General features: G+C 44.9%; 13 protein-coding genes. 3 read left to right on the forward strand and 10 right to left on the reverse strand.

Translation table 11 applies throughout. The annotated features are described in order from the left end of the window. Positions 1-74: 74 nt before the first annotated feature. On the forward strand, positions 75-707 hold the full coding sequence (locus KP803_RS13235) for a LysE family translocator (RefSeq protein ID WP_248009309.1): 633 nt from the start codon (positions 75-77) through the stop codon (positions 705-707). Between the two features lie 142 nt (positions 708-849). Here the strand turns inward: KP803_RS13235 and KP803_RS13240 are convergent, their stop codons facing one another. The 3 genes from KP803_RS13240 to KP803_RS13250 are packed head-to-tail and all read right to left on the reverse strand — an operon-like array spanning position 850 to position 4,320. Further along, complete coding sequence (locus tag KP803_RS13240; RefSeq protein WP_248009310.1) at positions 850-2,340, reverse strand: protein adenylyltransferase SelO; 1,491 nt, start codon at positions 2,338-2,340, stop codon at positions 850-852. A 41-nt stretch (positions 2,341-2,381) separates the two neighbouring features. Continuing rightward, positions 2,382-3,680, reverse strand: a complete 1,299-nt coding sequence (locus tag KP803_RS13245; RefSeq protein WP_248009311.1) for a sensor histidine kinase — start codon at positions 3,678-3,680, stop codon at positions 2,382-2,384. After that, entirely contained in the window at positions 3,652-4,320 is a 669-nt protein-coding gene (locus tag KP803_RS13250) for a response regulator transcription factor (protein ID WP_248009312.1), read from the reverse strand. Before KP803_RS13250 ends, KP803_RS13245 begins: the two co-directional genes overlap by 29 nt. Positions 4,321-4,427: 107 nt before the next feature. Here KP803_RS13250 and KP803_RS13255 point away from each other — a divergent pair, with 107 nt between their 5' ends. After that, the gene (locus KP803_RS13255) at positions 4,428-5,681 is read left to right on the forward strand and encodes a DUF5666 domain-containing protein (protein ID WP_248009313.1); all 1,254 of its coding nucleotides are present in this window, start codon (positions 4,428-4,430) and stop codon (positions 5,679-5,681) included. A gap of 89 nt (positions 5,682-5,770) precedes the next feature. On the opposite strand, the gene KP803_RS13260 is transcribed toward KP803_RS13255, so the two are convergent. The 7 genes from KP803_RS13260 to KP803_RS13290 all read right to left on the reverse strand — a co-directional run bounded on the left by KP803_RS13260 (position 5,771) and on the right by KP803_RS13290 (position 13,331). After that, entirely contained in the window at positions 5,771-6,625 is an 855-nt protein-coding gene (locus KP803_RS13260) for a carbon-nitrogen hydrolase family protein (protein ID WP_248009314.1), read from the reverse strand. Continuing rightward, positions 6,622-7,638 carry an ABC transporter ATP-binding protein gene (locus KP803_RS13265; RefSeq protein ID WP_248009315.1) on the reverse strand — a complete coding sequence of 339 codons (1,017 nt, stop codon included), beginning with the start codon at positions 7,636-7,638 and terminating at the stop codon, positions 6,622-6,624. Before KP803_RS13265 ends, KP803_RS13260 begins: the two co-directional genes overlap by 4 nt. Beyond that, on the reverse strand, positions 7,616-8,641 hold the full coding sequence (locus tag KP803_RS13270; RefSeq protein WP_248009316.1) for an ABC transporter ATP-binding protein: 1,026 nt from the start codon (positions 8,639-8,641) through the stop codon (positions 7,616-7,618). The genes KP803_RS13265 and KP803_RS13270 overlap by 23 nt, the downstream gene beginning before the upstream one ends. Positions 8,642-8,672: 31 nt before the next feature. Next, entirely contained in the window at positions 8,673-9,566 is an 894-nt protein-coding gene (locus KP803_RS13275) for an ABC transporter permease (protein WP_248009317.1), read from the reverse strand. Between the two features lie 3 nt (positions 9,567-9,569). Then, entirely contained in the window at positions 9,570-10,589 is a 1,020-nt protein-coding gene (locus KP803_RS13280) for an ABC transporter permease (protein ID WP_248009318.1), read from the reverse strand. Between the two features lie 39 nt (positions 10,590-10,628). Continuing rightward, entirely contained in the window at positions 10,629-12,194 is a 1,566-nt protein-coding gene (locus tag KP803_RS13285) for an ABC transporter substrate-binding protein (RefSeq protein WP_248009319.1), read from the reverse strand. Between the two features lie 324 nt (positions 12,195-12,518). Beyond that, positions 12,519-13,331 (reverse strand): alpha/beta fold hydrolase, encoded by an 813-nt coding sequence (locus tag KP803_RS13290; RefSeq protein WP_248009320.1) that lies wholly within the window; start codon positions 13,329-13,331, stop codon positions 12,519-12,521. A 351-nt stretch (positions 13,332-13,682) separates the two neighbouring features. On the opposite strand from KP803_RS13290, the gene tssI reads away from it, so the two are divergent. After that, on the forward strand, positions 13,683-14,343 hold a 661-nt coding region (tssI, locus tag KP803_RS13295), incomplete at its 3' end, for a type VI secretion system tip protein TssI/VgrG (RefSeq protein WP_248009321.1).

A 14,343-nucleotide genomic window follows, 5' to 3' on the forward strand; every position in this document is an offset into this window, starting at 1 on the left:
CACTTGTCAATTTTGTACAAGATCCCACACGGCTGATTGATTACTGTTTCATTTCTTTTTCAAGGAGATGAAATATGAGTCTGTTTTTGACGTGGTTGGGGGTAATGTTTCCTCTGGTATTTAGCCCAGGCCCTGCCAACATCGTGTTTGCAGCATCAGGTGCTAAAGTGGGTGTTAAGCGTTCTGTAGCCTTAGTTGCTGGTGTAGATTGCGTGTTCATTATTAAGTCGGTCATTATTGGTTATGGGCTAGGGGAGGTTGTTCAATCTCATCCAAGCGTCATGAATGTGATGCAATTGGTCGGTTCACTATACCTCGTTTATTTAGCAGTAAAGTTCATCAAATCGAGCGGTGCAGATTATGACAAGTCATCAAAGGAGCTGAGTTTCTTTGATGGACTGATCATTCAATTGTTGAACAGCAAAGGTTGGTTGATGGTTTTTCTAATGTTCACTCTGTTCTCAGCACAATCTCAGGAAACCTTTGGCGGATATGGCATTGCAGTATTGATTGTTTGGTTGGCAATTTTGAATATTTCGACGCACTTTCTCTGGGTTTCAATAGGCGAAGGTCTGGCTAAAATCTCTAGTAATCCAATGTATGAAAAGTCTTTAAATCTCTTTTATGCGGTCTGTTTACTGGTGGTTAGCCTGTGGTTAATGCTTGATAACCCAATGATTAAATCTTGGTTAATGCCAAGTAGTTAATGCAAAAGTAGTTAAGTGAAGGAGTTGATTAAAGTTGTGTGCGATGTTTCAGTGAATTTGGTGAAAACTGAATTACTGAAACATTGGTGAGCTTTTAAACTCACCGATGAATTACGGCTAACCTAGTGGTAGTTCAATGCCATTACGTACCACAGAACGTTCGATACGGGCCAAAGTCACTTGGTGCAGGCTGTGCGTACTCTTCACAATTATCCTGCTCTTCAAACGGGTTCATTAGCACAGACAGCAATCGCTCAAAAGGCTGGTAATTACCATCTTGTTCTGCCGCTGATAGGGCTTCTTCCACTTTGTGATTTCTTGGAATATACGCTGGGTTGTGGGCGTTCATTAGCGTTACTCTTTCTGAGCTTGTCATTTCATTTCTTTCAAGACGAGCTAACCACTTAACTTTCCACTCATCCCAATGTTCTACTACGCTAAAGAGTGATGTGGTGTTACTTGAGTCGCCAGTGACAACATAGCCTAATGAGCGGAACAAATTGGTAAAGTCGACTTTTTGTTCTTTGAGTATCGAGAGCAGATCTTGAATAAGTTCGTAATCGCCATCTTCTTGATTGGTGATCCCCAGTTTGGTTCGCATGCCATCAAGCCAAAGGCCCTGATAAAGTGCCAAGAATTCGTGAAGCGTATTGGTGGCAAGCTCAACGGATTCTTCTTCATTGTCAGAAATGAGCGGCAACAGTGTTTCAGCCAAACGTGCCAGATTCCATTGGGCTATGTGGGGCTGATTTCGGTAGGCGTAACGACCTTCTGCATCAATCGAGCTAAAGAGTGTATTTGGATCGTAGTGATCCATAAATGCACACGGACCATAATCAATCGTTTCACCGGAAATTGTGGTGTTATCAGTATTCATCACGCCATGGATAAAGCCGACGAGCTGCCACTTGGAAACGAGCTCAGCTTGGCGCTGGCAGATGGATTTCAGTAATTGTAGATACGGGTTATCCGATGTTTTGGCTTCAGGGTAGTGACGATTAATGGTGTAGTCGGCGAGCTGCTTAAGCTTGTCGAGCTCTTCGTTGGCGGCAATATATTGGAATGTGCCGACGCGAATATGGCTAGCCGCAACGCGAGTGACAATTGCGCCAATAGCGGGCTTATTTCGCCAGATTTGTTCGCCTGTCGTAACGGCGGCGAGTGCTCGTGTCGTAGGAATATTCAGTGAGTGCATAGCTTCTGAAACAAGATACTCACGCAATACAGGGCCAAGCGCGGCTTTGCCATCACCTGAACGGGAAAAAGGGGTTTTTCCTGAGCCTTTTAGCTGAATGTCTTTTCGCTGTTGATGCTCATCTAACACTTCTCCTAACAGTACCGCTCGGCCATCTCCCAGTTGTGGGTTGTAGTGGCCAAATTGATGCCCTGCGTACACTTGCGCGATTGGGTTTGAACCTGCGATTGACTGATTGCCTGAGAACACTTGAGCCAGTTGTTCATCATCGGCCGATTGAATATCGATGTTTAACGACTGAGCGAGAGAATGGTTAAATTTTATGAGTGATGGAGAGGGTGCCGGCTCTGCTTTTTGGTGATAATAAAAGCCGTCTAATTCTTTTTCATAGCTATTGTCGAACTCGATATGAATCGAGTTATCCCTACCTTCTTGCATCATAACATCCTAATTGTTGGTTCTAGCTCCATCATACTGCTTCAGAGCGTGTCATCCAATTCCCGTTTGTTACCTACCGCTGATAAAGAGGGGTTAGTAAAGGTAATGTTGGTTTGATAATGGTCTGAAGGCAGCTGTTGATAGTCCCAGCCCATACGTTCACAGATCCGTTCGACAATGACTAACCCAACCCCGTAACCGCCCTGTTGATTATGAGATTCTTCATATGGGTTACTAATGGACAGGCAGTTACCGGACAGCGTGACACTTACAGATCCACTGCTGTAACTTAGGGCATTTTTAAGCAGATTGCCGATGACAACAGTGACCAAGTTAATCGGGGCATAGCAAGTATCAGGCTGATTGGTTCTAAGAGTATAAGGTTCAAAGTCTGACTCTAATGAGCGGTTTAATGCCGTGGTTTGAATGTCTAACTGTTGTCGAAGTAAAGGCTCAATCTCAACGCTGCTGAAATACTCAGGCTCGATATTCGCTTTACCAAGCAGTAAAAAAGCATCGGTAAGTAAAGACATCTCGCTGCTTGCACGCTCGATACGTTTGATTGCTTTCATCGCAAGAGCTGATTGATTGGGGATTTTATTCAACAGCTCAGCGGAACCTTTGATGATCATATTAGGCGAGCGTAATTCATGGGCGGCGAAGCGGCTAAACTCTTGTTCACGTTGAAAGCTATGAGTAATGGATTGCTTACTTTCTAGCAGGACTTTTTCTATTTCTCTCGTCTCTTTAAATTGTGTATCAACGTCGAAGTCAGGGTGATCGGGCGTGATTACGTGAATTTTTTTCTCTATCTGGCTAAGAGGGGAGGAGAGTGAACGAATGAAATGCAGACTATAGAGCAGCATTCCTATGCCAACTAATCCGCCTAGTATTAGCGTGGTTAGATGCAAGATCGCTTCATAATCATCAAGGTAATCATCGGCGTCATCTTTAAATACGATATAGAACAGCCCCGACCCAGATGGATGTTCAGAAACTAAGAAATGCTTTTCTTCTTTGAGAAAACGATGGGCATAAAATCCAGGTTCATCATAGCGTGTTAACCATTTCGGCAGTTCATGTTGGTCCCAGTAACTATAAAACTCACTGGGATTGGGGACGGCGGCCGCTTCGCCTAGTTGCTCGTAGTCACGAGAATATCGTTTGGACTCCGTATCAATCCAATGATGAAGACTGATGACTTCCATCTGGTTTTCAGCCCAGTAGATCATGCCCCAGAAAATACAGAATAGAACAAATGCGGGCAGCCCTATACCCCAGCGTATTTTCTTATAGATACTTGGATAATGTTTAAGGTTTGATTCTGTAACCTTGGCCATGAACGGTCTCCAGTCGTGATTGTTCGAAGCCTTTATCAAGGGCAAGTCTTAGTCCATAAACATGGCTTCTCAGTGCATCACTGGAGGGGATCTCTTCTCCCCAAACATGATGGATTACTTCTGAGCGGGAAACAAGATTCGGGGCTTTTTGGATCAAAATAGTCAGTATTTTATATTGAATTTGAGTCAGTTTAATCGGTTTATTTTTTCGAAAGGCTTGCTTGCTTTCAGTGTTAATGGTGATGTCATCAAACGTAAGAAGGCCGATATCGTTTCGCTCTCCTCGGTGTGACAGAGCGATTAAACGAATAACCAGTTCTTCCATTGCAAATGGCTTAACTAAATAATCGTCGCCGCCTGCTTTGAAAGCCGAAATCTTGTCTTCTAGGGCGTCTTTAGCGGTCAAAAATAGGATAGGCGTGCCGCAATAGAATTCTTTACGTAGTTTTGACGTTGTTAAGATTCCGTCAAGCTTTGGCATCATGATATCCATGATGATGACATCGTATTTGTGCTCTGATGCCAATGATAATGCGGCTTCCCCGTGATAGCAGCAATCAATAGTAAAGCCTTCCAATTCTAAATAATCAGAGATGGTTTCGGCAATTTGTTGGTTGTCTTCAACGACCAGTACTTTCATTTAAAGGCTCTAGTTTGTTTCTTCACGTTTGCTTCACGACCTGCTCGTTAACATGCGACAAATTTTTCAGCTCCAGAAGTTCGAGCGATAATCCAAATGGGTAAAAGATGAATAAGTCGATATTGGCACTGTGTGTCGCGCTGTCGTTAACTGCTTGTCGTAGTAGCGATGATAATCAAAGTATATCTAATTCTAAGACGGGCAAGCTTGATGGACAAGTTAAGCAGTTGTCAGTTTCTAATCAGACGCTTAACGTGAATGGTTACGCGTTGCGTGGTAGTAATGCGATGGTTTCTTACCGTGATGTGCCGATGACGTTTGATCAACTTGGTAACGGCATGCGTGTTCAAGCCGATGCGATTGATAACAACATCTCTGAAATGAAGCTAGATCCATCGCTAACGGGTGAAGTGACCTATCGTAATGGCAATCAATTTACAGTTAATGGTATCGATCTAACGTTTGACTCATTAGGTCAAATTCAAGCGGGTGATTGGGTGATGGTGACCACATACCCACAAGTTGATGGCAGCATGGACGTTGTGTCGGTACAGCTGATGCCGCAAATTGATTTTGTTGAGATGGAAGGTACAGTCACGAGTCTTCAAGATAGAACATTTAGACTCAATAACGTTTTGGTCGATTACAGCAATGCGACTGTTCACAATGAATACGATCTGAAAAATGGTGCATGGGTTGAAGTATTTGGTGACATGGTGGCGAACAAATTGGTTGCCTCTGAGATTGATGTGACCGATTACAGCAAATACGACGGCGTTGAGATTGAAGGCATCCTTACATGGGTGAATAGCGATAAAACGATGATTCAACTCAATAACCATCTTAATGTTGCTGTTACTGATCGTACGGAATTTGATGATGGAAAACGCGAAGACCTTGCGGTGGGTCGTTGGGTTGAGGTTGAGTTGCTATTTCGTGATGGTCGCTTAGTGGCTGATGAAATTGAGTTTGAAGATGATGGTGATTTTGCCAAAGGCAAAGAGTTTGAAGTTGAAGGCAGAGCCGACTACCAAAATGGTGTGTTTACAATAAACGGCATCGAAATAGAGATTACATACAACACTGATTTTGATGACGGCTTGAGACCAGGTAACCTTGATGGCAAATGGGTTGAAGTCGAAGGTCGTTACCTTAGTGAATCTTTCATTGCCCATGAAATTGAACGCGAAGATGAAGACGATGATGACATTGAGCTAGAAGGCCCTGTACTAGGTGATAAACAGAACCCAACATTATGGGGTTATTCAGCCAATGATGGTTCGCTCGATAAATACCATGGCTTCTGGGTCGATCTTGATTGTGATTTTGATGGCACTTACTTGTCAGATTGCGATGATTAATCGTTAGAGTGAAGTAAGAGTTAAGAACTTTGAAGGGCAGCACGATAGTTATGGTGTTGCCCTTTGTTTTTGGTGTTTATACAAAGAGTTTATTTGGGGACTTCTAACTTGCCCAAGTCCGAAAACATAGCGCTCTCCCTTTCTACAGCCCCTTCCTGTTTATACTGTGGAAACTCGATGGGATTATCTCGAAAGCTCTTTAACGGTTGCCCTAGACCATGAATACCGCGCTCGCGGGTGCGTCTAACGCGTGACAAATCCAGTTCGACCGCAATTATTTGCTCAGTTCTGTCTGCTTGGTAGATAACATCACCTTCAGGGCCCACAATGATTGATTGCCCGTTTCCTTGGTCGCCCGCACCGTTGATATCAACAAAGTAGCATTGGTTAGTAATGGCGTGCGTTCGAGCGATACAAAGCTCTAATTCTCGGTCGATGGTTCCTGTCATTGTCGGGTGGATGATCACTTCTGCACCAAGGCAGGTTAACGCACGAATCGTTTCTGGAATCCACATGTCGTAACAGATAGACACGCCAAAGGTGCCCACGTCAGGGACATCAAAAGTGACGAACTGATCGCCATTGGCCACGTCTTTTTCATAGGGAAGAAACGGGTAGATTTTGTTGTATCGGGCAACAATCTCTCCTTGTGGGTTTATCACCTTAAGATGGTTCAGTGTGTCGTTCTCGATACGTTGATAATAAGACCCAGGTACTAACCAAATGTTAAGCCTTTTGGCCAATTGGCACAGTGCCTGCTCTAGCGCATCTATATCGTCAACAATGTTATGTTTACCTGCGCCAGTGAGTGCCAGTTCGCTAAATACCACCATGTTGACCCATGGGTAGAGCTTACAGGTTTGTTCGGTTTTGGTTATCAATACATCAAGGTTGTTGTGCATTCCAAGGTCGAGTTGAAGCCCTGCGATAGAAAAATAACTCATGACGGCTCCTTGATCTGATGTGATGAATATTGGTTAGGGTAATGACAAGCAACAGCATGACAGTTTTTCGATAGGGCTGGCGGATGCTGATCGCAGTTGTGGCGAGCTTCTGGGCAGCGCTGGTGGAAGTAACAACCTGACGGTTTATTAAACGGGCTTGGGATTTCGCCTTTTAGCGCTTTTAGAGTGTGTCGCTTGGTTGGATCGATTGACGGTATCGAAGCGACTAATGCCTGAGTGTAGTGGTGTTTTGGCTGACCAAATACTTGTTCTACGGGGCCGGATTCAACAATTTTACCAAGATACATCACCAACACTTCATCGGCGACTTTCTCAACCAACGCCAAATCATGGGTGATGAAAAGATAACTAAGCTGACGCTCTTTTCGTAACTGGTTAAGCAAATTGATTACGGTAGCCTGTACCGACACATCAAGCGCCGCCGTGGGCTCATCAAGGATCAGCAATTTGGGTTTTAGGACTAAAGCACGTGCAATACCTACACGCTGACGTTGTCCGCCTGAAAGCTCGTGTGGCATACGCTTACTCATCTGCTCATCAAGCCCCACAGCCGAAAGCGCGTCTAATACTTTCACTTGTCGCTCTGTTTTACTGAGTTTGTAGTGAGTCGTGAGAGGCTCTTCGACGAGCTTATAAACGCTCAGTCGTGGGTTCAAACAAGAATAGGGGTTTTGAAATACGATGCCATAGTGTTGGCGAAGCGTTTTCATTTCACTGTCTGTCAGGGTATCTAGATTAACACCGTCAAATTCAACACGGCCGCTATCGGGCTTGATGAGATGTAAGACACTCATGGCGATGGAGCTTTTACCGCAGCCAGATTCTCCAACAAGGGCTAAGCAGCGGCCTTTCTCAATAGTAAACTCAACATCTGAAAAGGCTTGCAGTGGTTTGCCTTCCACAAGGTAACGCTTAGAAAGTCCGTCTACTTTTAAGATAGGCTTCTCAGGGTGATTAAGTTTTGATTGGTTAAGCGCAGAGGTGTTTGTCATGCTCGCCCTCCTTTAATTGAGTTTCGACTTTTGATGGCTGAACGAGTGTTGAGTGATGACAACGCACCATGCGCCCTTGTTGCCAAATTTCGGTTGGTGGCTGTTGCTGACATTGTTCGCTGCTCGATTGACAACGCTCAAAAAACGCGCATCCTTTTGGCGGTTTGCGCATATCAGGCAATCCACCTTTGATGGCGTAAAGCGTTCTGTTTTGGTTACCAAGCTCTGGTACAGATTGCAGTAGCCCTTGCGTGTAGGGGTGCTGTGGGTCGGAAAAGAGCTGAGTGATCTCTGCCTGTTCAACGATTTTTCCCGCGTACATCACTGCAACTCTGTCGCACATTGAGGCAACGACAGAAAAATCATGAGTAATGAAAATAACCGATAAGTTTTCGCTGCTGACCAACTCCCGAAGAAGGAGAATGATCTGTGCTTGGATCGTGACATCTAATGCGGTTGTTGGCTCATCGGCGATCAGGATTTTGGGCTCGCAACTGAGCGCAATGGCGATCATGATCCGCTGTAGTTGCCCGCCTGAAAATTGATGAGGGTATTTGTTTAAAGCGATATCAGGATCTGGCAAATGAACCTTGTTCAGCGAGGCAAGAGATCGCGTTTCCGCTTCATCGTGCGAGCAAGCGTGATGGGCGATGATGATGTCTCGCATTTGCTGACCAATGCTGAAATATGGATTCAAAGCGGTCATGGGGTTCTGAAAGATCATCGCAATGTCTTTTCCCCGAATAGTACTGAGATCCTGATCAGAAGCGGTTAAAAGATTACGATCGTTATAAATGATCTCTCCTGAGATCAGGGCGTTTTGAGGCAGCAGCCCTAAACACGCAGTGGAGGTTAGAGATTTCCCACAGCCTGATTCTCCAACCAGACCTAAAAGTTCTCCGTGTTTCAAGTTGAGACTACAGCCGTTGATGGCATGAACCTTTGAGAGGAATCCAGGAAAGTGAACATGCAGATCTCGAATTGATAATATGGTTTCGTTCATAGCTTATTCCTTGCTAATCCTTACTAGGAAATTAATCCTTGCCGGTGAATTTAGGGTCAAGTGCATCTCGAAGACCATCACCTAATAGATTCGCGGCTAAAACGGAAATGAAAATCGCAAGCCCAGTGAATACGGCTGTCCACCAGTATTCGAGAAACAGTGATTGTGCATTACCTATCATTAGGCCCCACTCAAGAGTTGGTGGTACCGCGCCTAAACCTAGGAAGCTGAGTGCCGCAGCCCATAAGATCACGTATCCAAAATCCATTGAGACTTGAATCAAAAGTGGAGTCATTGCATTCGGTAATAAGTGGCGAAACATGATGGCAAAGTGGCTGACACCAATGGACTTCGCTGATTCGACATAGAGTTCGTGGCGGACTGTAAGTACGGAAGCTCGTAGAATACGGGCGTACCAAGGAAACCATGACAGCGCGATGGCTAGCATGACATTAAATAGCCCAGGGCCTAATATCGCGATCATGCAGATGGGCAAAAGCATAGGTGGAAAGGCAAGGAAGATGTCGGAGAAGCGCATTAAGATAGTGTCTATGCGTCCACCGCTGTAACCTGCAATCAGTCCAATGGGCAAGCCTATCAGCAGCGATAAAACCACCGTCACTACACCGATAGTGAGTGAAGTTCGCCCCGCATAAACCACTTGAGAGAAAATATCGCGACCTAAATTATCCGTACCGAACCAGTGCTGCGCATTGGGTGATTGCAGTTTGTGAGCAAAGTTAATTTGGCTTGGGTCATAGGGAGCAATCCAAGGTGCGAACGCGGCCATCAGTAGCATGAATAGCAGCAATGCTGCGCCAATGAAAAGTAACGGATAACAACCAAATTGGTATTTTAGCCAAGCCCATTTGAACGTCAGTGAATGAGCTGGTGGCGCTTGGGTGTGTGAAGAGATCGTGTCCATACGTTACTCCTGAGGCGTCAATCTTGGATCAACCGAGAAGTAGATCAAATCGACAATAAAATTCACCATGAGGTAGCTACCTGAAAGAAACAGCGTGACCCCCATGACCGCGGGAAAATCATTGGTAATAACGGCGTTAACGACATAGCGCCCAATGCCCGGCCAGTCGAATACTGACTCGACGATGACGCTGTTGCCTAGCATGAAACCATAGGTCAGCCCGACCACGGTAAGCAGGGGAATCAACGTGGCTTTAAGGGCATAGAAAAAATAGATTCGCTTGGGGTTTAATCCGTAAGCGTGCCCGGTACGCACGTAATCTTGTTTGAGCACTTCGACCATTAAGTTTCGTGTGGTTCGAACAAAGATAGCCAAGGTTGAGAGGCTTAAGGTCAAAATTGGTAGCACCATATGACTCAGTACATCATTAAACACCAACCAGTTTTGGCTGATCGCTGCATCGAGAAGGAAGAACCCTGTAATTGGTGAGAAGCCGCTATCGATCATCAACTCTGCCGATATTCGCCCTTGCAGTGGAAACCAGCCGAGTACGCCATAAAAGAGCATCTGCAACATAATGGCGAGGAAAAAAGAGGGAACAGCAACGCCAATGATGGATAGGCTACGCGCTCCTTGATCCACCATCGTGTTGCGTTTTACTGCCGACCATACGCCAATCGGGACACCAATCATGACGGATAGAGTAATGGCGATGGTGACTAACTCAATGGTCGCCAACATGTGTGATTGAATATCGGCTGTAACGGTTTGGCCTGTACGTAAACTGACGCCAAAATCGCCCATTAACGCATTTTTTACGTAGCTGGCGTATTGATAAAGAAGGGGCTGATCCAACCCCAACTCTACCTTGGCTTGCGCGACTTGCTCTGCAGTCGGTTTAGCGCCTAACATCATCTCAACAGGTGAGGAAGGCAGTACCCGAGTTAAGAAAAAAGTGATGGTCAGAACACCGAACAGTATGCCTAGTAACATCCCAAAACGCTTAAACATATATCGTTTCATCTGACCATCTCCTTACGACTAGTCCTTATTGGATAAGTATTAGTCTTTGGTTAATGGGTAGAAAAAGGTAGCGGTGTAAGCTGGGTTTGCTCTTACGCCTGCTAATTCTTTACGGTAGATATTTCGCCCTTTTAAATCGGCATAGAATATCGCGACCGCATCATCAACCAATATACGCTGTGCTTGTTGATACAGATCAATGGCTTGAGGTCGGTCAGAGCCTTCCAGTTGTACGCCCTTATCAACTAATGCATCGTATTGAGTATTGGAGTAATGCGAGAGGTTAAATGATGCACTCTCTTCAGTGCGGAACAGACCAATTAACCAATCTGATGGTGTTGCGTAGGTTGGCCACCATGTCATGGACTGTAGGTTTGGTGCGGTTCGAAGGTTCTTCGCATCATTCCAAATTTTGCCCCATGGCCCTGGTCGAAGCTCAAGTGATACGCCGATTTGGCGTAGGTTCTCTTGATACAGAAGCGATGCGTTTTTGTAAGATTCTGACGAGTTAATGTACGCCAGCGAAATATTCCAATCACTTTTCGGTACACCCGACTCTTTTAGCAGCTCTCTTGCTTTCGCTAGGTTAAATTCTGGCGCTTTTATGCTGTCATCCGCCCCCCACATGGTGCTTGGAATTGCCCCTTTTGCAACAGTTGCGCCTCCTGCATAAACATAATCAACAACCGATTCATAATCCCAAGCCAGTGACAGTGCTTGACGGAATTTAACGTTATCGGTTGGGTATTTTTGTGTATTGATCAAAAATTGAGAGTTTTTCCACGAGGCGGTATCTTGCACCACGATGTTTTTATCATTGGCTAAAGACTGAACTAAATCGGCTGAAGGCAAAGAGATGAAATCTGCGTCTCCGGCCTTGATCATTTGAACCTGAGTCGCTGGGTTAGACACGAGCTTTAGCACGACGCGATCAAGCTGCTTATCGTTCCATCCGCCCCAAAAAGAATCATTTTTATCAAGAACGACATGTTGCCCTTTCTGCCATTGCGACACTTTGTAAGGTCCTGTTCCGGCCGCATTGCCTTGGTTAAACCACTCACTGCCTTTGTCTGCAGCGGTTGGTGAATAGATGTAAGCACCATATTGGGATGAGGCGATGAGATCTATCGCAGCAGGTGTTTTGGTTTTGATTGTTAGTGTGTAGTCGTCACTGGCCTCAATTGAGTCGACTGATGACCAGATGTAGTAAGCGCCTTTCTTCATGTCGATAGTACGCTGCAGTGACAACTTCGCCGCTTCGGCATTGAAAGGAGTACCATCATGAAACGTGACATTCTTTCGTAGGTTGAATGTCCATGTCAGTCCGTCTTGGCTGACATTCCAATCCGTGGCCAAAGCGGGAGAAAACTTCTCTTCACTTCCTGGTGGGTTGTACCAAAGCAGTGGTTCATAAACATTACTGAGCATCACCACTTCCATCGAAAAGGCGATGGAGGGATCCCAGTCTTTAATATCAGCATACATAGCGTATGTTGCCGAGTTAGGGGCCGATGCGACAGTAACAGGCGTGTATAGAGCCCCGAGAGTGACAATTCCAGACAGAGCAAGGCGAGCAGGCAATGAATTTAATTTGAGCAAAGACATACTAATTCCTTATAGAAATGATTTTACTAATTAGTAACGTTTAATTAACAACGATCACACTAGCAAAACCCCCATATAGCGGATAGAACCAGCCAAGCAGTGTTGATGGATCCAGATACTGGCAAGAGGAGATTAGGTGTTTTCGGTGGTTGAACGAGGAAGAAAAGGGATAATTTAGCCAAAGGGGCTAGTGCTGTTATGGCCTAGAGCGGTACTAGTTACAACTTGAGAGCCCGGTAAGAGGTATTTTACTGACGCTAAACTGTCGGTGAGGAGGGGAGCTGGACGAGTATTGAATGAATCAATCTGTGAAAAGGCCAATGATTACGGCTCGATATCTGAGTTCAACCCCAAGACTCTAAGGCACTTTTCAACATGACTAGTAACTAAGAAATGGCTTGCTCCATCAATGACATGTTTATCGCTGTTTGGTAAGTGTTCGCTTAGGTGCTCACAAATCGCATTCGCGACTGGATTTGACTCAGTTCCACACACGAGCTGAATAGGTACCGTACATGATTTTAAATCTAACAGCGTGTAAGAGGTGGATAAATCCATATCCCAATGGCGAATGTTATTTTCAACCAAGGGCTCCATACCTTGCTTAATAAAATCAGGGAGTGAATCGAATGCGCCTTCCCCTGCCCAAAAGTCGATAACCTGACCACAAACATAAGGTGCTTTATTGGCGGCGTCACGCCGATAGGTGGATAAAAACGTGTCGACTCTATTGGCCATTTCATGGTCTTCTGCACGCCTTAAAACCCAAACAGAAACAGGTTCAAATAGGGTGACTTTACGTAGTTTTAAGTTCCCTTTTATCGCTTGAGCTAAAGCAATGCTGGCTCCAACTGAATGACCAACAAGATGAACTGGCTGATCGGTTAACGCCGTGACCACTTGTTCTAACAGAGTTAGCTCGGTTTCTATTGAAGGATTAGAGAAATCGCTTGGTTCTGGCGTACCGCAATGGCCGGGCAACTTAATCAAAATACAGTGATAGTGATTACTAAGCTGCTCAACCATTTTTCTCCAAGTTGATGTGGTCGCGTATGACCCATGTATGAAAACGATAGGAGGGCCTGAACCTTGCTGCTCAAAGTAGGGTGAGATTTTCGTTAGCGCTTTAAGTACCATAAGTTACTCATCAAAAACAAACGGTTAAACAAGAGTATAGTTCATCGATTTTAATATTAGGTGTTATTAGGTAACCCAAATAAACCCAAACTATGGCGTGATCAATATCACGCATTTGGCTGTGCGTTTTAACGTCAATTTAGGTGTTTTGCCAAGCTAACTCGTGCCTATTGACTATTTGTGATATTCCCTTCTATTCACAATGACGGCAACGGACTTAATTACTTCATTTAAGGCTGTCATTTACTCATTAGCTCATAACATAGTCCCACTGGTAACATGCTGTTTTTCAAGCTGATCTGATAATACAATCTGGCCAGCATGGTCTTTATCAGTCTGAGATTCGGTATTATGGATAATCATGTAGAGTTTACCTTTGAAGTGCTTGAGGGAGCCTACGACTTTAAAGTCGAAAGCTTTCAAGTGACGGAAGCGGTTTCCTGCCCTTTTAGTGTCACGCTTTCGCTTTTGTCGGAAAAGAGCGATATTGCCTTTGAAGATTTAAGCCGCCAAACCGGAGTTCTTACACTTTTCGGTCAAGGTAGTCGTTCAGCACGTCAATTTAACGGGCTTATCTGTGAGCTTAAATATCTTGGCCAAGGTCGTCGATTCACTCGTTATCAAATCACCATGGTACCTCATCTTTGGTTCTTAACTCAGCGCAGTGATTGTCGAATTTTTCAGCACCAGTCGGCCCCTGATATCATCAAAGCCGTCTTAGGTGATGCACACATTGATGACTATCGACTAGAGCTTCAAGGTGAATACCCAGCCAAGGAGTACGTGCTTCAATACCGAGAGACAGACAGTCAATTCATTCAACGATTATTGGCTGAACACGGTATGTGGTTTTACTTTGAGCATACTGAGTCAGCTCATACGATGGTTATTGTGGACAGTAATGATGCAATTCCAGACCTCATCAGCTCGCCACTCAATGCTTCTTATCTCGGCCCTGTGGTATACCATGCCGGAGGAGGCGGGAATGCTGACCATGAACATATTTATGGAC

Origin of the sequence: Vibrio amylolyticus (assembly GCF_023145695.1) — a bacterium.
Classification (GTDB): Bacteria; Pseudomonadota; Gammaproteobacteria; order Enterobacterales; family Vibrionaceae; genus Vibrio; species Vibrio amylolyticus.